The organism is Frigidibacter oleivorans, assembly GCF_003993775.1.
Lineage (GTDB): Bacteria > Pseudomonadota > Alphaproteobacteria > Rhodobacterales > Rhodobacteraceae > Frigidibacter > Frigidibacter oleivorans.
The window spans coordinates 507,403-527,746 of sequence record NZ_RJRZ01000001.1; the positions used below are offsets into that span (position 1 = coordinate 507,403).

Consider the following 20,344-nt stretch of genomic DNA (forward strand, 5'->3'; position numbering starts at 1 on the left):
GTCAGCCGAAGACGCGGGACAGGTCGCGGGCGCCATGCAGCACCCGCACCACGCGCACCTCGTCTTCGGTGCAGAGGAAGAAGATCATGTAACGCCCGTGCCGCGCCGACCGCAGCCCCGCGACAAGATCATCGCGGGCGGGAAAGCTGGCCGGGCGGGCGGCGGCCTCGGCCATCCGGGACTGCAGCTCGGCAAGGAAGGACACGGCGCGCGCGGGGCTGTCCTGCGCAATGAAGTCGCCGATCTCGATCAGATCGTCGCGCGCCGCCGGCAGGATGACGAGGCGCGGCAAGATCAGGCCGTCTTGTCGTAGCGGGCGCGCAGTTCCGCGAAGACCTGCTCCGCAGGAATCGCCGGCCCGCTGTCCAGTCCGGCCCTGATCGCCGCGCGCAGCGTTTCCAGCTCTTGCCGCTCGGCGTCGCGCCGGCGGGTCCAGTCGCGCAGCGCCTCGCGCACCACTTCGGAGGTGGAGGCATATTCGCCCCCCGCGACCGTCTGGCGCAGCCGTTCGGCCAGTTCCACCGGCATCGTGATCGTCATGCGTTCGACTGCGGGCATTGGGACACCTCCTTTCCGCTCAGCATACTTGATCATACCTATGATGCAACGGACGGGCTGGAACCCGTGCCCCGCCGGGTCTATAGGGGCGGATCGGAAACCGGAGGCCGCGATGAGAGAGACGAGGCTGGCCACCGCGCTGTCGGCCGAACCGCTGCCCTCGGAGGGCACGGTGCTGGTGCTGGGCGCGGCGGGGGATGCCGACCTGGCCGGGATGCCGGCAGACCGGCTGCGCGTGGTGCAGGGCTTCCGCCCCGATCACGATGCGCTGGCGGCGCGGGGGCTGCGCGTGATGCCCGAGCCGGAGGGGCAGGACCATGCCGCCGCCGTGGTCTTCCTGCCGCGATCCCGCGCGGAGGGCCGCGACCGGGTGGCGCAGGCGATGGCCCGTTGCCGCCCCGGCGCCCCGGTCTGGATCGACGGGCAGAAGACCGACGGAATCGACACGATGCTGCGCGACCTGCGGGCGCGGCTGCCGGTCCCGGACCCGCTGGCGCAGGCGCATGGCAAATGCGTCCGCATCGCGGCCGATCCAGCGGCGCTGGCGGACTGGCAGGCGGACGACCTGATCCCCGCGCCGGGTTTCGTCACCCGGCCCGGCGTCTTTTCCGCCGAGGCGGTCGATGCCGGTTCGGCGCTGCTGGCCGGCGCGCTGCCGGTGGAGATGAAGGGCCGCGTCGTCGATCTGGGTGCGGGCTGGGGCTGGCTCGCGGCGCAGGTGCTGGCCCGGCCCGGGGTGACGCAGCTCGACCTGATCGAGGCCGATCACACGGCGCTGGCCTGCGCCCGGTCCAACATCGACGACCCGCGCGCGGCCTTCCACTGGGCCGATGCGACAAGGCTGACGGCGGGCGAGCCCTATCAGGCGGTGGTCTGCAACCCGCCCTTCCACACGGGCCGCGCCACAGACCCGACGCTGGGGCAGGCCTTCATCGCCGCCGCCGCGCGCATCCTGTCCGGCTCGGGCACGCTGTGGCTGGTGGCGAACCGGCAGCTGCCCTACGAGGCGGCGCTGGCCGCCAGCTTTCGCGAGGTGGAGCCCCTCGCCGTTTCGGGCGGGTTCAAGCTGTTCCGCGCCGCGCAACCGCAATCGCGCCGGCCCCGGCCTGCCGCCCCTGCCGCGCCGCAGCGCGCGACCAGTCGCGGCCGGCGCTGAAATCCGCTATGCTGTCCGCGACAGGCCGCGGGGGGCCGATCACAGACGGGACTTCATGACCTATTCCATCTCTGGCAAGACTGCCATCGTCACCGGCGCCGCGCATGGCATCGGGCTGGCGGTCGCACGCCATTTCGTCGAACGCGGCGCCAATGTCATGTTCGCCGACATCGACGAGGACAAGCTCGAGGCCGAGATCGGCGATCAGGCGCGGGCCGAGGGGCCGGTGCGGCTGTTCACCGGCGACTTGTGCCAGAAGCTGAGCGTGGCGAACCTCGTGTCGGCCACGGTCGATGCCTTCGACCGGATCGACATCCTGGTGAATGCCAGCCGGCAGATCGCGCTGTCCAATCCGTTGTGCCCGGAAGAGACGCCCATCGACGACATGCTGCGGCAGAACGTGCTGGGCGGGCTGAAGCTGACGCAGGCGGTGGCCAAGCGCATGGTGGCGCAGGCCGAACGCGACCGCGAGGCGGGCGAGCTGCCGGCGGCAGGGATCGGGTCCATCGTCAACCTGTCCACGGTGGCGGGGCAGTGCACGCAGCCGGAATTCCTGGCCTATTCCATCGCCATGGCGGCGCTGGATCAGGCGACGCGGTCGCTGGCCGTGGCCTATGCCCCCCACCGGATCCGCGTGAACGGCGTGGCCTTCGGCAGCGTGATGAGCATGAGCCTGCAGGCCGGCTTGCGCGACCATCCGGGCTGGCGCGAACGCATCGTCGAGGCGACGCCCCTCGGCCGGATCGCCCCGGCCAACGAACTGGCCGAGGCGGTGCAGTTCCTCGCCTCGGGCGCGGCGGGTTTCGTCACCGGGCAGATCCTGACCGTGGATGGCGGGCGCACGCTGCTGGACCCGGTGCGGGGCGCGCCCCTGCTGTAGGCGGCCGAGCGTCAGCTTTCGGGATATTGCGCCTTGCAGGCCTCGATCTGCCGGGCGGCCTCGCGGTTCAGCTCGCGCTGCTTGACCAGCATCGAGTCGAGCTTGCGCTGTTCGGCGGCAAGGTCGATCGACACCGGCCGGCGGCGGGTGTCGACATAGTCTTCCATGCACATGTAGGGGCGGTTCACCAGCTTGCCGTCGCTGGTCTTCACGGTGGTGTAGCAGGTCTCCCACCGCGACAGGCGGACGGTGTATTCCTCATAGGCATAGCCGCGCGCGACATTCGCCCGGGTGTCCTCGATCAGGTCGTTCAGCACCCGCAGGTCGCGGGTCGCGCGGCCGATGCACTGTTCCTGCGGCGTGCCACAGGCGGCCAGCGCCAGCAGGACCACGCCCATCCCGATCCGACCCGTGCCCATCGTCACCTCCCTGCCGTGCCCACCGCACCCTGCGCAGAGGCGCAGGCGATGGCCTCTTCCTGTGCGCGGGCGGCGGCCGCCACGCGCTGCGCCTCCATCTGTTTCAGCCGGGCGCGCTCCGCGTCAAGGTCCACCGCGACCGGGCCGCTGCGGCGATAGCCGCCATCGCCGGTGCAGAAGCTGATGCCTACATTGTCGGACCCGCTGCCGAGGCAGACATTGACGCTGGCATTGCCCGACCGGCCGGCGGGTCCGATGGCATAGCCGCGGTCGAGCGTGGCGCGGCTGTCGGCGATCAGCCCGTCCAGCGTCTGCAGATCGCGCGCGGCGGTCCCCCGGCAGGCGGCGGGCTGCTGGACGCAACCGGCCGCCAGCGCGACCAGCAGCAGCGGCATGAGGGGCGACGGCGGGAGGGGCAAGAGGGGCATGGGCGGAATTCCTTGATCCCCGGCAATCTAACCCGCCACAGCAGCGTGGCAAATCACGATGCGGGCCAAGCGGGGCATTGGCGCGGTGGCCCTGACGCGCTAGTGGGAACCAAGCAGGGGGAAGACAGTGACGCAAGGTTCCGATCCGTTCATCGACCGCAAGGCGCGCGCCGCGCACTGGTTCCGGCAGCTGCGCGACCGCATCGTCGCCGCCTTCGAGGCGCTGGAGGATCGGCCGGGCAGTCCCGGCACCGACGGGCTGCCCCCCGGACGGTTCGAAGTGACGACGACCCTGCGCGCCCCCCGCGAGGGCGGCGATGCCGGCGGTGGGCTGATGAGCGTGATGCGCGGCGGCCGCCTGTTCGAGAAGGTGGGCGTCAACGTCTCGACCGTGCACGGGGAACTGGGCGAACGGGCGCAGCGGGCGATGGCCGCGCGCGGCGTGCCGGGGATGGCCGAGGATCCGCGGTTCTGGGCCTCGGGCATCAGCCTCGTTGCCCATATGCGCAACCCGCATGTGCCGGCGGTGCACATGAACACGCGGATGTTCTGGACGCCGCGGGCCTGGTGGTTCGGGGGCGGGTCCGACCTCAACCCCTGCCTCGACTACCCCGAGGATACCTCGCATTTCCACGCGGTGCTGGCCGCGGCCTGCGACGGGCACGATGCCTCCTACTACGAACGGTTCAAGGCCTGGGCGGACGAGTATTTCTTCGTCCCGCACCGGGGCCGGGCACGCGGCGTGGGCGGCATCTTCTACGACGACCTCAACACCGGGGACTGGGAGGCGGATTTCGCCTTCACCCGCGCGGTGGGCGAGGCCTTCCTGCCTGCCTTCCTGCCGCTGGTGGAACGGCGCCGCGACATGCCCTGGACCGCGGCCGACCGCGAGGCGCAGCTGGTGCATCGCGGTCTTTATGCCGAATACAACCTCGTCTACGACCGGGGCACGAAATTCGGGCTGGAAAGCGGACATGACGCCAACGCGGTGCTGATGAGCCTGCCGCCGCTGGCGAAATGGGTGTGACGCGATGCACGGGGCGGCGGTCGCCGGCTTCGCCCTCGCCGCGCTGATCGTCGAACTGACGCCCGGGCCGAACATGGCCTGGCTCGCCATCACCGCCGCGACCGAAGGCCGGCGCACCGGGCTTGCCGCCGTGGCGGGCGTCGCGCTCGGGCTGGCGCTGGTCGGGGTGGCGGCGGCGCTTGGCGCGGCGGCGCTGGTGCTGGCCAGCCCGGCGCTGTGGCAGGCGATGCGCTGGACCGGCGCCGCTTGGCTGCTGTGGCTGGCATGGGACGGCTGGCGGGCGGCGGGGGCGGCCGATGCCACGGTTCCGGCGCGCGCCCTGTCGCCCGGGCGGGCCTTTCGCCGGGGGCTGGCCACCAACCTGCTGAACCCCAAGGCCGCCGTGTTCTACCTTGCCGTCCTGCCGGGATTTCTGGCACAGGGGGCCGGGCCGCGGGCGGCGCTGGTCCTGACCGCCACCTATGTCGCGGTGGCGACGGCGGTCCATGCCGGGATCGTCCTGCTGGCCGGCACGGCGCGCCGCTGGCTGACCGATCTCCGGCGCGAACGCCGCCTGCGCCGGGGCCTGAGCCTTGCGCTGGCGGGGGTGGCGGTATGGTTTGCGCTGACGACGGGACAGGAGTGACCGATGGCCGATATCGAGATCGTGGCCGAATATTGCGAGGCGCTGGACGAGCCGGACGAGACCTTCGCCGCCTTCGCCGCCAGCGAGGACCCGGAAGAGGGCTATGCGCTGTTCCGGCGCGAGGGCGCGAAACTGTGGACCGAGGTGTCGGACGAGATCTTCGGCGCCCATGATGCGCTGGAGACGGTAGAGATCGGCGAGGGCCGCATCGCGCTGGCGATCCGCCCGGCACTGGCGGCGCGCTTCGGCATGATCCGCAGCGTCGAGATCCGCCGCGGCAAACAGGCCGAGGGCTGGGACGAGGCGGTGGCCCTGCTGCGCCGGCTGGTGCCGGCGGGCTGAAGGGGGGCCGCCCGCCGGGGTTTCGTCCGGGCGGGCTTGCCGCTAGCCTCGGGCCCGCAATCGGCCCCGGCCGACTCACTGCCCTGAAGGAGCCCCGCATGACCGGAACCATCGCCGCCCGCCTGTCCGACCTCGGCATCACCCTGCCCGACGCGCCCGCGCCGGCGGCGAACTACGTGCCCTTCGTGCAGACGGGCGACCTGCTGTTCGTCTCGGGCCAGATCAGCCAGGGGCCGGAGGGTCTGGTGAAGGGCAAGCTGGGCGCCGGGATGGACGTGGCCGCGGGCAAGGCGGCGGCGCGGCTGTGCGGGCTGGCGCTGCTGGCGCAGGCGCGGGCCGCGCTCGGCGGCGATCTGGACCGGGTGGTGCGGGTGGTGAAGCTGACGGGCTTCGTCAACTCCACCCCCGACTTCACCGACCAGCCCGAGGTGATCAACGGCTGTTCCGACCTGATGGTCGAGGTGCTGGGCGATGCCGGCCGCCACGCCCGCGCCGCCGTCTCGGCCCCCGCCCTGCCGCGCGGCGTCGCGGTGGAAATCGAAGCCGTCTTCCAGATCGCCTGATGCCCGCCCCCCTGCACCCGGACTTCCTGCGCCTGCCCATTGCCCATCGCGCGCTGCATGACCGCGCGGCGGGCCGCATCGAGAACAGCCGCGCCGCGCTCCGGGCGGCGGTGGCGGCGGGCTACGGGATCGAGATCGACCTGCAGCCCTCGGCCGAGGGCGTGCCGATGGTCTTTCACGACGACCGGCTGGACCGGCTGACGGGCGAGACGGGTCCGGTCCGGGCACGCGGTGCCGCGGAACTGGCGGCCATCGCGCTGACCGGCGGCGGCGAGGGCATCCCGACGCTGGCCGAGGTGCTGGGGATCGTCGCGGGCCGGGTGCCGCTGCTGATCGAGATCAAGGACCAGGACGGTGCGATGGGCCCCGACACCGGCGGGTTCGAGCCGCGCGTGGCAGAGGCGCTGGCGGGTTATGCCGGCCCGCTGGCGGTGATGTCCTTCAACCCCCATTCGGTCGCGGCCTTCGCCGCCGCCGCACCGGGAGTGACGGTGGGGCTGACCACCTCGGCCTACGATCCGGAGGACTGGGCGCCGCTGCCGGCGGACGTCTGCGACAGGCTGCGCGGCATCCCCGACTATGACCGGGTGGGGGCCAGCTTCATCTCGCATGAATGGCGCGACCTTGCCCGCCCGCGCGTGGCCGAACTGGCGGCGCAGGGCGCGGCGGTGCTGTGCTGGACCATCCGCAGCCCCGCGGCCGAGGCCGAGGCGCGCCGGATCGCCGACAACGTCACCTTCGAGGGCTATGCCGCGCCCTTCCCGGACCGCACGACCGCGTGACGAGCGGGGCGGCGGGTGCCGCGACGGGTTGACGCCGCGCCGCGGCAGGCCATCCTTGCGGCCATGACCTGCGCGCCCGTTCCGGACCCCACTTCCCGAAGCGTCGAGATCACCATGCTCGACTCGCTGTCGGCCATCCCCGCCGCCGACTGGGATGCCTGCGCCTGCCCCGAGGCGGCGGACGGGGGCCGCCCCCTCGACCCATTCACCACCCACCGCTTCCTGTCGGCGCTGGAGGCCTCGCGTTCGGTCGGGGCCGGCAGCGGCTGGCAGCCGCGGCATCTGGTGGCGCGGGTCGGCGGCGCGGCGGTCGCGGTCATGCCCCTGTATGTGAAGTCGCACAGCCAGGGCGAATATATCTTCGACCACGGCTGGGCCGATGCCTGGGAACGGGCGGGCGGGCGCTATTACCCCAAACTGCAATCCGCCGTGCCCTTCACCCCCGCCACCGGGCGCCGCTTCCTGACACGCCCGGGATGGGAGGTCGCGGGCAGCGCCGCGCTGGTGCAGGCCATGGTGCAGATCGCCGCCGAAAACGGGCTGTCCTCGGCCCATGTCACCTTCTGCACCGAGGCCGAGGCGCTGGCGGGCGAGGAGATGGGGCTGCTGCGCCGCACCACCCAGCAATTCCACTGGCTGAACCGGGACTATGCCGGGTTCGACGCATTCCTCGCCGACCTCGCCTCGCGCAAGCGCAAGACCATCCGCAAGGAACGCGAACGCGCGCAGGCCTTCGGCGGCACGATCCGGGCGCTGACCGGCGATGCGATCCTTCCCGCGCATTGGGATGCCGTCTGGGCCTTCTACCAGGATACCGGCAGCCGCAAATGGGGCCGGCCCTATCTGACCCGCGCCTTCTTCGACATCGCGCATGATACCCTGCGCGACGACATCCTGCTGGTGCTGGCCGAACGCGACGGGCAGCCGGTGGCGGGGGCGCTGAACTTCATCGGGCGCGACTGCCTCTATGGCCGCTACTGGGGCGCGGTCGAGGATCACCCCTGCCTGCATTTCGAATGCTGCTATTACCAAGCCATCGACTGGGCCATCGCCGCGGGTCTGGCCCGGGTAGAGGCCGGGGCGCAGGGCGAACACAAGCTGGCGCGCGGCTATCTGCCCGCCGCCACCCATTCGCTGCACTGGATCGGCGACGCCGGCTTTCGCGACGCGGTGGCGCGTTTCCTGCAGGCCGAACGCGCGGCGGTGGACGAGGATATCGAGGTGCTGACGGCCTTCGGCCCCTTCCGGCAGACGGATGCGGACCGGGCGGCGGAAACCGACTGAGACCCTGCCCGCCCGGCTGGCCCCGCGCCCGATCCGCGCTAGTCTGATGGGCGAGTCTTCCCCTGCCCGGAGCAGATCATGTCCCTCACGCTCTATACCCACCCGATGTCGCGCGGCCGCGTGGCCCGCTGGATGCTGGAAGAGACCGGCCAGCCCTATGAGGCGGTCGTGCTGGATTTCGACGGCGCGATGAAGTCGCCCGACTATCTGTCGCTGAACCCGATGGGCAAGGTGCCGACGCTGGTCCATGACGGCCGGGTGGTGACCGAGAACGCAGCGATCTGCTGCTATCTGGCCGAGACCTTCCCCGGCACCGGCCTGGCCCCCCGGCCCGACGAGCGGGCGGATTACTACCGCTGGATGTTCTTCGCCGCCGCCCCGCTGGAACAGGCGACCACCAGTCGCGCCATGGGCTGGGAGGTCCCGGCGGACCGAGAACGGATGCTGGGCTTCGGCAACTACGACCGCACCATCGACGCGCTGGACGGCTGGCTGCAGGCGCATCCCTTCATCTGCGGCGACCGCTTCACCGCCGCCGATGTTTATGTGGGCGCGGGCGTGCTTTACGGCACCGGCTTCGGCACCATCCCCAAACGGCCCGCCCTCATGGACTATGCCGCCCGGCTGACCGCCCGCCCCGCCCATCAGGCCGCCTCGGCCAAGGACGACGCGCTGGCCGGGGCTTCGGCATGAGCGGTGCGACGCGGCTCGGCCCCGCCGAACGCGAGACGGCGCTGACCGCGCTCGGCGCCACGGGATGGGGCGCGATCGAGGACCGCGACGCGATCCGCAAGATCTGGAAGTTCCGCAGCTTTTCCGAAGCCTGGGGTTTCATGTCGCGCGCGGCGCTGGTGGCCGAGGGGCTGAACCACCATCCCGAATGGACGAACATCTACAACGTGGTGGACGTGACGCTGACGACGCACAGTTGCGGCGGCCTGTCGGCGCTGGACCTGCGGCTGGCCGAAGCGCTGGACCGGCTCGCGGGCGACGGGGTCGAGGTGCAGCGCGACCATTCCGCGCCGGTGGAATGCCTCTGCGGCAAGGGGTGACGGGCCGGCAGCCGGTGGGGGCGCCAGCTTCGGCAGGAACCCCCGCCCCGGCCCCGCGTTGGCCCGCAGGACCAACGACAGGGGACTTGGGCGCATGGAAGAGGAAACGACCGGCTGGAGCTGGCAGGGACTGATCGAGGATGACCGGGTCGCGGTGATCGTCGCGATGGCGATGAACGTGATCTATGCGATGCTGATCCTCGTCGTGGCGCTGATGCTGGCCAACTGGGCCAAGGCGCGGATCGAGGGCTTCGCCCGCCGCCACCCCAAGGTCGATGCGACGCTGTTCGGCTTCCTCGGCAACATCGCCAAATGGGCGGTGCTGGTCATCGCGCTGATCTTCGTGCTGAACCGCTTCGGCATCCAGACCACCTCGCTCGTCGCGGTGATCGGTGCCGCGGGTCTGGCCATCGGCCTGGCGCTGCAGGGGACTCTGTCGAACCTCGCCGCCGGGATCATGATGGTGGTGTTCCGCCCCTTCCGCGTCGGCCATTACATCGAGGCCGGCGGACAGGCGGGCAGCGTCATGGAAATCTCGCTCTTCTACACCGAGCTGAAGACCTATGACGGCCTGCAGGTGATCGTGCCGAACAGCGACATCTGGTCGTCGGCGATCAAGAACTATTCGGTCAACCCGACCCGGATGATGGACCTGACCGTGGGCGTGTCCTATGGCAGCGACCTGCAGAAGGCGCAGGAGATCCTAGAGCGGCTGGCGACGTCCGACCCGCGCGCGCTGAAGGATCCCGCGCCCTTCGTGAAGGTCAAGGAACTGGGGGCAAGCTCGGTCGATTTCGTCTTCCGGGTCTGGGCGAATTCCGGCGACTGGTGGGTGCTGAAATGCGACATCACCCGGCAGATCAAGGAGGAATTCGACGCGAACGGCATCGAGATCCCGTTCCCGACGCAAACGCTGTTCATGGACCGGGCCGCGTCCGACGGAACCGACCAGCCGGCGCTGATCCCGGCATAGGAAAACGGGGCCGGGCCTCGCGCCCGGCCCCCTGCGATCCGGTCAGATCGCGTCCAGCATTGCCTCGCCGGCCGAGATGTCGCACTGGCCGGGCGAGGTTTCCTTGTGCAGCACCTTGACCACGCCGTCCTCGACCAGCATCGCATAGCGGTGCGACCGGCCGATCAGCCCGGCGGGCGGCGCGGTGAAGTCCATCCCGATCGCCGCGGTGAAGGCACCCTCGGCATCGGCCAGCATGGTGATGCCGGCCGCAGTGGCGCCCGTCGCCTCGCCCCAGGCCTTCATCACGAAGGGATCGTTGACCGAGATGCAGATGATCTCGTCCACGCCCCTCGCGTCGAACTTGTCCTTGGTGCGGATGAAGCTGGGCACATGGGCGGTGGTGCAGACGCCGGTATAGGCCCCCGGCACCGCGAAGATCACCACCTTGCGGCCCGCCAGCCGGTCGGCCAGCTCGACCACTTCCGGCCCCGCCTCGCCGACCTTCAGGAACGCTGCCCCCGGCAGCCGGTCGCCTTCTGAAATCGTCATGTCCGTCCCCTCGCGCGTTGTGTTTTCCGACAAGCCGGTTATAGGCTCGCCCCCGTCCGAGAACCAGCGCCGGTCGCTGGAAACACGGCCGCGCTGCGGCCTCCGGACAAGGCGGAAAGGGTCGGCACATGGATCGCATCGTCATCATCGGCGCGGGGCAGGCCGCGGCTTCGCTGGCCGCAAAGCTGCGCGCGCTCGGCCATGAGGGCCCGGTGACGGTGCTGGGCGAGGAACCCGTGGCCCCCTACCAGCGCCCGCCCCTGTCGAAGGCCTATCTGCTGGGCGAGATGGGGCTGGACCGGCTGATGCTGCGCGGCGCGGACTGGTGGGGCGATCAGCGGATCGACCTGCGCACCGGCACGCGGGCGACCGCCATCGACCGGGCGGCACGGACGGTGACGGCGGGGGACGAGGTGCTGCCCTATGACACGCTGGTGCTGGCCACCGGATCGCGCCCGCGCCGGCTGCCCGCCGCGATCGGCGGCGATCTGGCGGGCGTGCATGTCGTGCGCACCCTCGCCGATGTCGATGCGATGGCGCCCGATCTTGCGGCGGGGCGGCGGCTGCTGATCGTCGGCGGCGGCTATATCGGGCTGGAGGCGGCGGCGGTCGCGGCGAAGCTGGGCCTGCAGGTGACGCTGATCGAGGCCGCGCCCCGCATCCTGGGCCGGGTGGCCAGCGTTGAGACGGCGGCCTGGTTCCGCAACCTGCATGCCGGCCATGGCGTGACCATCCGCGAAGGCGTGGCGCTGGACCGGCTGACGGGCGAGGGCCGCGTGACCGGGGCCCGGCTGGCGGACGGGAAGGAAATCGCGGCGGATGTGGTGATCCTCGGCGTCGGCATCGCGCCGGCGGACGATCTGGCCCGGGCGGCGGGCATCGCCTGCGACAACGGCATCGCGGTCGACGCGACGGGCCGAACCTCGGACCCCGCGATCTGGGCCGCGGGGGATTGCGCCAGCTTCCCCTTCGGCGGCGGGCGGCTGCGGCTGGAAAGCGTCGGCAACGCCATCGACATGGCCGAGGCGGTGGCAGCCAACATCCTCGGCGCCGGCCGGCCCTATCTGCCGAAGCCGTGGTTCTGGTCCGACCAGTACGACGTCAAGCTGCAGATCGCCGGGCTGAACATCGGCCATGACCGCGTCGTCACCCGCGCGGGCGGCGCCGGCATCTCGTTCTGGTATTACGCGGGCGAGCAGCTGCTGGCGGTGGACGCGGCCAACGACCCGCGCGCCTACATGATCGGCAAGCGGCTGATCGAGGCGGGGCGCAGCGCGCCGCCCGATCTGGTGGCCGATCCGGCGACCGAGCTGAAGGCGCTGCTGTGAGGGCGGTCTGATGCGCATCGTCGGCGGCGAACGGCGCGGGCTGAAACTGGCCGAGGTCGGCGCAGGCGATCCGGCGGCGCATCTGCGCCCCACCACCGACCGGGTGCGCGAGGCGATCTTCAACCTGCTGGTCAACGGCGGGCACACGGGACGTTCAGGGGGCGATCCCGTGACCGGGGCGCGGGTGCTCGACCTTTTCGCAGGGACCGGCGCGCTCGGGCTCGAGGCGCTGTCGCGCGGCGCGGCGCGGGTCGCCTTCGTCGATGACGGCACCGCCGCCCGGGCGCTGCTGCGCCGGAACATCGAGCTGATGCGCGCCATGGGCGTCACCGATGTCTGGCGGCGCGACGCGACGCGGATGGGGCCGAACCGGGGGCCGGGTTATGACCTGATCTTCCTCGACCCGCCCTATGGCATGGGTCTGGGGGAACGGGCGCTCGCCTCCTGCGTAGAGGGCGGCTGGCTCGCCCCCGGCGCGATGGCGGTGTGGGAGGAAAGCACCCCGCCCGTCCCCCCGCCCGGCTTCGCGCCCCTCGACCAGCGCCGCTATGGCGACACGCTGGTGACGCTGTTGCGGGCGCCGGGCTGACCTCGACGCGACGGCGCGACGGGAGGGTCGCGGTCAGGCGGCTATTGCAGCCGTTCGGCGATCCACAGCTTGATCAGCGACTGCCGGCTCACCCCCAGGTGGCGGGCCTGCTTGTCCAGCGCATCCACGACCCAGGCCGGAAAATCGACGTTCACACGCTTCAGCCGGTCATTCGGACGCTGCGCCTGCGACCAGTCCACCGCATCGCTGACATCTTCCCCCGCGTCGAAGCGGGCATCGAACTCAGTTGCCTTCATAGTAGCCGATCTCTTCCTTGCGGGCCCGCCGCATCGAGATGATGCGCACGGCGTCTCCCCGACGCGTCCAGACGCAGGTCCAATGCTTGCCGCCGATCCGGCCGATCGACAGGATGCGCGGCTCGTCCACGGTCTTCGCAGGTGCCTCCAGCATCCACGGATCGCTCCACAGCGCCTGCGCCTCTTCGAAGTCGATACCGTGCTTTTCGCGGTTCCGGACGCTCTTTTCGGGATCGTACTCGAAGATCATGGCTGAAACTGGGGCAACAACCCGGGCGTTTCAATCCCTGTGAGGATCATTTTGGCCCTATACCGGAATCGCCGTCGTCTGCTGCACGATCCGCAGCGCGAAGGAGGAATGCATCTGCGCCACCCCGGGCAGCCGGGCGAGGTGCTGGCGGTGGATGCGGGCGAAATCCTCGGTATCGGCGGCGAGGATCTTCAGCAGGTAGTCCGCCGTCCCCGCCATCAGGTGGCATTCCAGCACGTCGGGAATGCGCCGCACCTCGCGCTCGAAGGCCTCCAGCACCTCGTCGGCCTGTCCCTGCAGGGTGATCTCGACGAAGACGGTGGTGGTGCGGCCCAGCTTGCGCGCGTCCAGAAGCGCCACGTAATCGCGGATCAGGCCGTCCTCCTCCAGCCGCTGCACCCGGCGGTGGCAGGCCGAGGCCGACAGGTTCACCCGTTCGGCCAATTCGGCATTGGTGATCCGGCCCTGCTTTTGCAGCACGGTCAGGATCCGGCGGTCTGTCGCGTCAAGCTGCATCGCGGCGCAATCTTCTCCGATCCAAGGGATGTTCCGCCGCAGATATGATCACCGAATGCCGGCCGCGACAAACGGATTTGCGACCTGCTTGCGCGGTCCCGGGCGCAGCATGGACCCATCGGTCAATCAGGGAGGAGCGACCATGATCATCGGATGCCCGGCAGAGGTGAAGCCGCAGGAATTTCGCGTGGGCCTGACCCCCGCCGCCGCGCGCGAGGCGGTGGGGCATGGCCATGAGGTGCTGGTCGAGGCGGGCGCCGGCATGGGCGCGGGGTTTGCGGATGCGGATTACGAGGCGGCGGGGGCACGGATCGTCGCGACCGCGGCAGAGGTGTTCGACCGCGCCGAACTGATCGTCAAGGTGAAAGAGCCGCAGGCCGCCGAACGCGCGCGGCTGCGGGCCGGACAGGTGCTGTTCACCTATCTGCATCTCGCCCCCGATCCCGCCCAGACCCATGACCTGCTGAACAGCGGCGTCACCGCCATCGCCTATGAGACGGTGACCGATGCCGCGGGCGGGCTGCCGCTGCTGGCGCCGATGTCCGAGGTGGCGGGGCGGCTGGCCCCGCAGATGGGGGCATGGGCATTGCAAAAGGCCAATGGCGGGCGCGGCGTGTTGCTGGGCGGCGTGCCCGGCGTGGCCCCGGCGCGGGTGGCGGTGATCGGCGGCGGCGTCGTGGGCGTCAACGCGGCGCGGGTGGCCCGCGGCATGGGGGCCGAGGTCACGGTGCTGGACCGGTCGCTGCCCCGGCTGCGCTGGCTCGACGACACGTTCGGCGGCGCCTTCCGCAGCCTCTATGCGAGCGCCGCCGCGACGGCCGAGGCGGTGGCGGGCGCCGATCTGGTGATCGGGGCGGTGCTGGTGCCCGGGGCCGCGGCGCCGAAGCTGGTCAGCCGCGCGCAACTGGCAACGATGAAGCCGGGCGCGGCGATGGTGGACGTGGCCATCGACCAGGGCGGCTGCTTCGAGACCTCGCGCGCCACGACCCATGCCGACCCGATCTTCATCGAGGAAGGGATCGTGCATTACTGCGTGGCGAACATGCCGGGGGCGGTGGCCCGCACCGCGACGCAGGCGCTGTCGAACGCGACGATGCCCTTCCTGATGGCGCTGGCCGACAAGGGCTGGCGCGCCGCCTGCGAGGATGACCCGCATCTGCTGGCGGGGCTGAACACCCATGCCGGGCGGCTGACCTGCGCGCCCGTGGGGATCGCGCAGGGCATCGACGTGCTGTCGCCCCGGATGGCGCTGAAGCTCTAGGCCGCCACCCCCGGCCCTGCATCGTCCTCCTGCGCGAGGATCACCTCCAGCGGGTCGTGTTCCGCCACGAAATGTCCCGGCTCCGGTTCCGTCAGCCGGGGCAGGTAGCCGGGATCGCCGCGCCGCGACGGCAGGAAGCGCAGCTGCGCCCCCGGCTGCATCGGCGAGGGCAGTTCGCCCGGGATGCGGATGCGCTGGCGGCTGCGCTCGATCTTCGGGTCGGGGATCGGCACGGCCGAGATCAGCGCCTGCGTATAGGGGTGCAGCGGCGCGGCATAGAGCCGGTCGCGATCCGCCAGTTCGACGATCCGGCCGAGATACAGCACCAGAATGCGGTGCGAGATCTCGCGGATCACCGACAGGTCGTGGCTGATGAAGATCATCGACATGCCGAATTCCGACTGAAGCTCTTTCAGCAGCGCGATCACCTGCGCCTGGATCGACACGTCGAGCGCCGACACCGCCTCGTCGCAGACGATCAGCTTCGGCTTGTTGATCATCGCCCGCGCGATGCCCACCCGCTGGTTCTGCCCGCCCGACAGTTCATGCGGATAGCGGTTCATCATCACCGGCGGCAGGCCCACCCGGTCCATCATCGCCAGAACCTCGGCCCGGCGTTCGGACCGGCTGAGCCCCGGCTGGAAGGTGCGCAGCGGCTCGCCGATCGATTCCGCGATGGTCATCCGCGGGTCGAGCGAGGCGAGCGGGTCCTGGAAGACGATCTGCAGGTCCTTGCGGTGCCGGTTCAGCGCCCGGTGGCTCAGCCCGGCGATCTCTTGCCCCAGCCAGCTGACGCTGCCCGCCGTGGGCGGGATCAGCTGCAGCACGGCGCGCGCCAGCGTGGACTTGCCGCAGCCCGACTCGCCCACGATTCCCAGCGTCTCGCCCGCGCGGACGTCGAAGCTGACGCCATCCACCGCCTTCAGGTCGACGCTGCGGCCGAACAGCCCGCCGCCGACCTTGACCGGGAAATGCACCTTCACATCCTCGACCCGCAGCAGCCGTTCCTCGCGCACCACGGTGGCGGCGGTGGCGGCGGGCGCGTCGATGCGCGGCATCGCATCCAGCAGCATCCGGGTATAGTCGTCCTTCGGCGCGCCGAAGATCTGCTCGGCCGTCCCCTCCTCGACGAAGCGGCCATGGCGCATCACCTGGATGCGGTCGCACATCCGCGCCACCACGCCCATGTCATGGGTGATCAGCGCGATGGCCGTGCCCTCGTCGCGCTGCAGCCCCGCCATCAGGTCGAGGATCTCCGCCTGCACCGTCACGTCGAGCGCGGTGGTCGGCTCGTCGGCGATCAGCAGGCGCGGTTCGCACAGCATCGCCATGGCGATCATCACCCGCTGCCGCATCCCGCCCGACAGTTCGTGCGGATATTGCCCGATCCGGCGGCGGGCATCGGGGATGCGCACGCGGTCCAGCCAGTCGAGGCACAGCGTCTCGGCCGCGCGGCCGCGCATGTTGCGATGCGCCGACAGCACCTCGCGCAGCTGCGCGCCCACGGTCAGGTGCGGGGTCAGCGCGGTCAGCGGATCCTGGAAGATCATCGACATCGCCGCGCCGCGGATGCGGTTGGCGCGGCCGGGCGGCAGGCCCACCAGTTCCGTGCCCTCGAACCGGATCGAGCCCTCGGCCCGGCCGTTGCGCGCCAGAAGGCCCATCGCCGCCATGAAGGTCTGGCTTTTGCCCGATCCGGATTCGCCGACGATGCCCAGACATTCGCCGGGCGCGATCGACAGGTTGATGCCCTTCACCGCCTCGACCGTGCCGTCGGGGGTCTGGAAGGTGACCTTCAGGTCCTGAACGTCGAGAATGGCCATGTCAGCGATCCTTGGGGTCGAGCGCGTCACGCAGGCCGTCGCCGATGAAGAACAGCGACACGATGGTGACGAGGAAGAAGAACAGCGGGAAGGCAAGCTGCCAGACGGTGCCGAAGGTGATGGTCGCGGCGCCGGCCGAGATCAGCGCGCCCAGCGAGGTCGCCGGTTCCTGCACGCCGAGGCCGAGGAAGCTGATGAAACTTTCGGTCAGGATGATCTGCGGCACCAGCAGCGTCGCATAGACGACCACCACCCCCATCAGGTTCGGCACGATATGGCGCAGGATGATGGTCATCGTGCCCACCCCCGCCGCGCGCGCCGCCTCGATGAATTCGCGGTTGCGCAGCGACAGGGTCTGGCCGCGCACGATCCGGCTCATCTCCAGCCAGCTGACGGCGCCGATGCCGACGAAGAGCATGCTGAAGGACCGGCCGAACATCACCAGCAGCAGGATGATGATGAACATCGACGGCACCGCCAGCAGGATATCCACACCGCGCATCATCAGGTTGTCGGTCGAGCCGCCGACATAGCCCGCGAAGGCGCCATAGAGCGTGCCGATGATCACCGCCACCGCCGCGCCGATGATGCCCACGGTCAGCGAGGTGCCGGTGGCCTGGATCGTGCGTGCGTAGAGGTCGCGGCCCAGTTCGTCCAGCCCGAAGTAGTGGCCGTTGGCCAGCGACGGCCCGCCCTGCCCGGCCACGTCGCCCATCAGCGCCCAGTCGATCTCCTCGTTGGAAAAGCGGGCGAAGGCGGGGCCGACCAGCACGAAGGCCAGCACCAGCAGCAGCGCGATCACCGCGCCCACCGCGGCGCGGTTGCGCAGGAATCGCGACAGCGCATCGCGCCACAGCGACCGGCCGTGGATGGCGGCGTCGGTCATGGTCTCGGCGATGCGTTCGGTCCGGTCTTCGCGGGAAACTGTCTGTGTCATGGGATTGCCCTCAGTACCGGATCTTCGGGTCGAGCCAGGCATAGACCACGTCCGTCACCAGATTGAACAGGATGGTCAGCGCGCCGTAGAGGATGGTCAGCCCCAGCATCACCGAATAGTCGCGGTTCAGTGCCGAGTTGACGTAGAACAGCCCGATGCCGCCGGTGGAGAAATACATGTCGATGACCACCGACCCGGTGATCATGCCGACGAAGGCCGGTCCCAGGTAGCTGACCACCGGCATCATCGTGGGCTTCATCGCGTGGCGCCAGACGATGGTGCGCGCGGGCAGGCCCTTGGCCCGGGCGGTGCGGATGAAGTTGGAGTTCAGCACCTCCAGCATCGAGGACCGGGTGATCCGGGCGATGGAGGCCATGAACGAGGTGGACAGCGCGATCACCGGCATCACCACATAGGGCCAGGCGCCGTTGTTCCAGCCGCCGCCCGGCAGCCAGCCCAGCTTCCAGGTGAAGACGATCACCAGGATCGGCGCCATCACGAAATTCGGCAGCGCCTGCGCGGAAAAGCTGGTGCCGACGGCGATGTAGTCGATCCAGGTGTTCTGCCGCAGCGCCGCGGCCACGCCGAGGCTGACGCCCACCAGCACCGCCACGATGAACGAGATCGTGCCGTAGGTCAGCGTCACCGGGAAGCCCTGCGCGATGATGCCGTTCACCGTGCGGTCGCGGTAGACGAAGCTGGGGCCGAAGTCGAAGCGGGTGACGACCCCCACCAGATAGTCCCACAGCTGCAGGGGCAGCGGCTTGTCCAGGCCGTATTTGGCCTCGATATTTGCCAGCACCTGCGGCGGCAGGGCGCGTTCGCTGTTGAAGGGGCTGCCGGGCGCCGCGTGCATCAGCAGGAAGCACAGCACCACCAGCAACAGCAGGGTCGGAATGGCGACGAGCAGCCGTCGCAGGATATAGCTCAGCATCGGGGGAACCGGGTCCAGTCGTTGAATGCGGAAGACCCCGGTGCCCGGCCGCGCCTGCGGGGCGCGCCGGGACCGGGGCGGCGGTCAGGCCGGTGGGGCGAAAGGCCCTGCCCCGGCAACCGGGGCAAGGCCAGCCGCCGTCACTCGGCCTTCTTCCACATGTTCTTGACGTACCAGTTCTGCTCGACGTTGTTCACCGGCCAGTTGCCGACGTCGGTGTCCAGCATGTAGACGCCCGCATAGTGGTAGATCGGGATCACCGGCATCTCTTCGGCGATGATCTCTTCCACCTGCGTGTAGTTCGCCTGCGGATCCTCGGCGGTGCGCGCGTCCAACATCAGCCGGTCCACCTCGGGGTTGGAATACTTGCCGTCGTTCGACCCGGACGGCGTGGTCAGCAGGTCGAGGAAGGTCGAGGCCTCGTTATAGTCGCCGCACCAGGCGCCGCGGGCCAGGTCGAAGGCCTGCTGGCTGCGCGCGTCGAGGAAGGTCTGCCATTCCATGTTGCCAAGGCTGGCCTGCACGCCCAGCTTCTGCTTCCACATCTGCGACAGCGCCACGGCGATCTTCTGGTGATCTTCCGAGGTGTTGTAGAGCATGGTGAAGCTCAGCGGATTGTCGGGGCCATATCCGGCCTCGGCCAGCAGTTCCTTGGCCCGGGCGTCGCGCTCGGCCTGCGTCATCGAGGCCATCTCGACATCCGGCACGGTGAAGCCCGCGGTCGCGGCAGGGGTGAAGGTATAGGCCGGGGGCTGCCCGCCCGCGAGGATGTTGTTCACCACGATGTCGCGGTCCACCGCCAGCGCCAGCGCCTGACGCACCTTCACGTCCTTGAACGCCTCGGGGCCCGACTCGGACAGGTTGAAGGTGTAGTAGTAGTTGCACAGCCGCGGGAAGCTGACCGCCTCGTCGGGATGTTCCTGCTTCATCCGCGGGAACTGGCCCGCCGGCATCTCGGTCCGGTCCAGCTCGCCGGCGAGGAAGCGGGTCAGGCCCTGGCTCTCGTCATTGATGACCAGCGTGACGAAGCGGTCGATGATGACGTTTTCCGCATCCCAGTACTGGTCGTTCTTGACCGCGACGACGCGTTCGTTCGGCACATGCTCTTCCAGCTTGTAGGCGCCGTTCGACACGATGTTGCCGGGCTGGGTCCAGGCGTCGCCGAATTCCTCGACCACCTTCTGCGGGGCCGGGAAGGTCGTGGTATGCGTGGTCATCTGGGGGAAATAGGGCAGCGGCGCCGACAGCCGCACCTCCAGCGTGCGGTCGTCCACGGCGGTGACGCCCAGTTCCTCGACCGGCATCTCGCCCGCGATCACCGCATCGGCGTTCACGATCGACATCAGCCCGATGAACCACTGGTATTCCGAAGCGAGTTCCGGCGAGGCCGCGCGCTGCCAGGCGAAGACGAAGTCGCCCGCCGTCACCGGATCGCCGTTCGACCACTTCGCATCCTCGCGCAGGTGGAAGGTATAGGTCTTGCCATCCTCGCTGACGTCATAGCTTTCGGCGACGCCCGGCTCCAGCTCGCCGTTCTCGTCCTGCACCATCAGCCCCTCGAACAGCTGGCGCGAAATGTCGGACCCCGGCACGTCCTCGATCAGCTGCGGGTCGAGCGAGGTGTGCTCGTCCAGCATGCGAATGGTCAGGGTCTGGTCCTCGGCCAGCGCATCGCCGTTCGGCGCGGTTTCCTGCGCGGCCAGCGGTGCCGCGACCAGGGCGGTGGAAAGCATCAGACCGGCCGTCGCGCGGCGGATATGCAGGGTCATGGAGAGCTCCTCCTGAAGCATCGGGTTGAACGGCGCGGGCGCGGGCGGGGCCGCGCGGGC

Annotated in this window: 26 protein-coding genes; 14 read left to right on the forward strand and 12 right to left on the reverse strand. The window is 70.1% G+C overall.

Going from position 1 to position 20,344, the window contains the following annotated elements; translation table 11 throughout:
* Window position 1: 1 nt before the first annotated feature.
* Window positions 2–292 carry a type II toxin-antitoxin system RelE/ParE family toxin gene (locus tag EEY80_RS02620; protein ID WP_126974974.1) on the reverse strand — a complete coding sequence of 97 codons (291 nt, stop codon included), beginning with the start codon at window positions 290–292 and terminating at the stop codon, window positions 2–4.
* Between the two features lie 2 nt (window positions 293–294).
* Window positions 295–558 carry a type II toxin-antitoxin system ParD family antitoxin gene (locus EEY80_RS02625; protein WP_126974975.1) on the reverse strand — a complete coding sequence of 88 codons (264 nt, stop codon included), beginning with the start codon at window positions 556–558 and terminating at the stop codon, window positions 295–297.
* A gap of 112 nt (window positions 559–670) precedes the next feature.
* Between EEY80_RS02625 and EEY80_RS02630 the strand changes: the two genes are divergently transcribed.
* Entirely contained in the window at window positions 671–1,714 is a 1,044-nt protein-coding gene (locus EEY80_RS02630; RefSeq protein ID WP_126974976.1) for a class I SAM-dependent methyltransferase, read from the forward strand.
* A gap of 55 nt (window positions 1,715–1,769) precedes the next feature.
* Complete coding sequence (locus EEY80_RS02635) at window positions 1,770–2,594, forward strand: SDR family NAD(P)-dependent oxidoreductase (RefSeq protein WP_126974977.1); 825 nt, start codon at window positions 1,770–1,772, stop codon at window positions 2,592–2,594.
* Between the two features lie 11 nt (window positions 2,595–2,605).
* Here the strand turns inward: EEY80_RS02635 and EEY80_RS02640 are convergent, their stop codons facing one another.
* Together EEY80_RS02640 and EEY80_RS02645 are read right to left on the reverse strand one after the other, a co-directional pair.
* Window positions 2,606–3,013, reverse strand: a complete 408-nt coding sequence (locus EEY80_RS02640; protein WP_235829686.1) for a hypothetical protein — start codon at window positions 3,011–3,013, stop codon at window positions 2,606–2,608.
* 2 nt (window positions 3,014–3,015) lie between these two features.
* Entirely contained in the window at window positions 3,016–3,441 is a 426-nt protein-coding gene (locus tag EEY80_RS02645) for a hypothetical protein (protein ID WP_126974978.1), read from the reverse strand.
* 127 nt (window positions 3,442–3,568) lie between these two features.
* Here EEY80_RS02645 and hemF point away from each other — a divergent pair, with 127 nt between their 5' ends.
* The 9 genes from hemF (at window position 3,569) to EEY80_RS02690 (ending at window position 10,089) form a co-directional block, all read left to right on the forward strand.
* Window positions 3,569–4,468 (forward strand): oxygen-dependent coproporphyrinogen oxidase, encoded by a 900-nt coding sequence (gene hemF, locus EEY80_RS02650; protein WP_235829687.1) that lies wholly within the window; start codon window positions 3,569–3,571, stop codon window positions 4,466–4,468.
* Window positions 4,469–4,472: 4 nt separating this feature from the next.
* On the forward strand, window positions 4,473–5,093 hold the full coding sequence (locus EEY80_RS02655) for a LysE family translocator (protein WP_126974979.1): 621 nt from the start codon (window positions 4,473–4,475) through the stop codon (window positions 5,091–5,093).
* A gap of 3 nt (window positions 5,094–5,096) precedes the next feature.
* Window positions 5,097–5,435 (forward strand): hypothetical protein, encoded by a 339-nt coding sequence (locus tag EEY80_RS02660; RefSeq protein WP_126974980.1) that lies wholly within the window; start codon window positions 5,097–5,099, stop codon window positions 5,433–5,435.
* Between the two features lie 98 nt (window positions 5,436–5,533).
* Entirely contained in the window at window positions 5,534–5,998 is a 465-nt protein-coding gene (locus EEY80_RS02665; RefSeq protein WP_126974981.1) for a RidA family protein, read from the forward strand.
* The gene (locus EEY80_RS02670; RefSeq protein ID WP_126974982.1) at window positions 5,998–6,780 is read left to right on the forward strand and encodes a glycerophosphodiester phosphodiesterase family protein; all 783 of its coding nucleotides are present in this window, start codon (window positions 5,998–6,000) and stop codon (window positions 6,778–6,780) included. Before EEY80_RS02665 ends, EEY80_RS02670 begins: the two co-directional genes overlap by 1 nt.
* A 114-nt stretch (window positions 6,781–6,894) precedes the next feature.
* Complete coding sequence (locus EEY80_RS02675; protein ID WP_235829688.1) at window positions 6,895–8,064, forward strand: GNAT family N-acetyltransferase; 1,170 nt, start codon at window positions 6,895–6,897, stop codon at window positions 8,062–8,064.
* A 78-nt stretch (window positions 8,065–8,142) separates the two neighbouring features.
* Entirely contained in the window at window positions 8,143–8,757 is a 615-nt protein-coding gene (locus EEY80_RS02680) for a glutathione S-transferase family protein (RefSeq protein WP_126974984.1), read from the forward strand.
* A complete protein-coding gene (locus tag EEY80_RS02685) occupies window positions 8,754–9,116 on the forward strand; it encodes a 4a-hydroxytetrahydrobiopterin dehydratase (RefSeq protein WP_126974985.1) in 363 nt (120 codons plus the stop codon). The genes EEY80_RS02680 and EEY80_RS02685 overlap by 4 nt, the downstream gene beginning before the upstream one ends.
* A 94-nt stretch (window positions 9,117–9,210) precedes the next feature.
* Entirely contained in the window at window positions 9,211–10,089 is an 879-nt protein-coding gene (locus EEY80_RS02690) for a mechanosensitive ion channel family protein (RefSeq protein ID WP_126974986.1), read from the forward strand.
* 42 nt (window positions 10,090–10,131) lie between these two features.
* Here EEY80_RS02690 and EEY80_RS02695 read toward each other — a convergent pair whose 3' ends face one another.
* Window positions 10,132–10,620, reverse strand: coding sequence for a peroxiredoxin (locus EEY80_RS02695; protein WP_126974987.1), 489 nt, complete (start codon window positions 10,618–10,620; stop codon window positions 10,132–10,134).
* 128 nt (window positions 10,621–10,748) lie between these two features.
* Between EEY80_RS02695 and EEY80_RS02700 the strand changes: the two genes are divergently transcribed.
* On the forward strand, window positions 10,749–11,948 hold the full coding sequence (locus EEY80_RS02700; RefSeq protein ID WP_126974988.1) for an NAD(P)/FAD-dependent oxidoreductase: 1,200 nt from the start codon (window positions 10,749–10,751) through the stop codon (window positions 11,946–11,948).
* A 10-nt stretch (window positions 11,949–11,958) separates the two neighbouring features.
* Window positions 11,959–12,537, forward strand: coding sequence for a 16S rRNA (guanine(966)-N(2))-methyltransferase RsmD (gene rsmD, locus EEY80_RS02705; protein ID WP_126974989.1), 579 nt, complete (start codon window positions 11,959–11,961; stop codon window positions 12,535–12,537).
* A gap of 41 nt (window positions 12,538–12,578) precedes the next feature.
* Here the strand turns inward: rsmD and brnA are convergent, their stop codons facing one another.
* Genes brnA through EEY80_RS02720 form a run of 3 tightly spaced genes read right to left on the reverse strand, consistent with a single transcriptional unit; the run spans window position 12,579 to window position 13,560 of the window.
* Window positions 12,579–12,794 (reverse strand): type II toxin-antitoxin system BrnA family antitoxin, encoded by a 216-nt coding sequence (brnA, locus tag EEY80_RS02710; RefSeq protein ID WP_126974990.1) that lies wholly within the window; start codon window positions 12,792–12,794, stop codon window positions 12,579–12,581.
* Window positions 12,781–13,044 carry a BrnT family toxin gene (locus tag EEY80_RS02715; protein WP_126974991.1) on the reverse strand — a complete coding sequence of 88 codons (264 nt, stop codon included), beginning with the start codon at window positions 13,042–13,044 and terminating at the stop codon, window positions 12,781–12,783. The genes brnA and EEY80_RS02715 overlap by 14 nt, the downstream gene beginning before the upstream one ends.
* Window positions 13,045–13,101: 57 nt before the next feature.
* Window positions 13,102–13,560 (reverse strand): Lrp/AsnC family transcriptional regulator, encoded by a 459-nt coding sequence (locus EEY80_RS02720; RefSeq protein WP_126974992.1) that lies wholly within the window; start codon window positions 13,558–13,560, stop codon window positions 13,102–13,104.
* 142 nt (window positions 13,561–13,702) lie between these two features.
* Between EEY80_RS02720 and ald the strand changes: the two genes are divergently transcribed.
* Window positions 13,703–14,821, forward strand: a complete 1,119-nt coding sequence (ald, locus tag EEY80_RS02725; RefSeq protein ID WP_126974993.1) for an alanine dehydrogenase — start codon at window positions 13,703–13,705, stop codon at window positions 14,819–14,821.
* On the opposite strand, the gene EEY80_RS02730 is transcribed toward ald, so the two are convergent.
* The 4 genes from EEY80_RS02730 to EEY80_RS02745 form a co-directional block, all read right to left on the reverse strand.
* Window positions 14,818–16,644: an ABC transporter ATP-binding protein gene (locus EEY80_RS02730; protein ID WP_126974994.1), complete on the reverse strand. Its 1,827-nt coding sequence runs from the start codon at window positions 16,642–16,644 to the stop codon at window positions 14,818–14,820. The two genes, ald and EEY80_RS02730, sit on opposite strands and share 4 nt — an antisense overlap.
* Before the next feature lies 1 nt (window position 16,645).
* Window positions 16,646–17,581, reverse strand: coding sequence for an ABC transporter permease subunit (locus EEY80_RS02735; RefSeq protein ID WP_126974995.1), 936 nt, complete (start codon window positions 17,579–17,581; stop codon window positions 16,646–16,648).
* Window positions 17,582–17,591: 10 nt separating this feature from the next.
* The gene (gene oppB, locus EEY80_RS02740; protein ID WP_126974996.1) at window positions 17,592–18,515 is read right to left on the reverse strand and encodes an oligopeptide ABC transporter permease OppB; all 924 of its coding nucleotides are present in this window, start codon (window positions 18,513–18,515) and stop codon (window positions 17,592–17,594) included.
* Between the two features lie 140 nt (window positions 18,516–18,655).
* Window positions 18,656–20,284 carry a peptide ABC transporter substrate-binding protein gene (locus EEY80_RS02745; RefSeq protein WP_126974997.1) on the reverse strand — a complete coding sequence of 543 codons (1,629 nt, stop codon included), beginning with the start codon at window positions 20,282–20,284 and terminating at the stop codon, window positions 18,656–18,658.
* Between the last annotated feature and the right edge of the window lie 60 nt (window positions 20,285–20,344).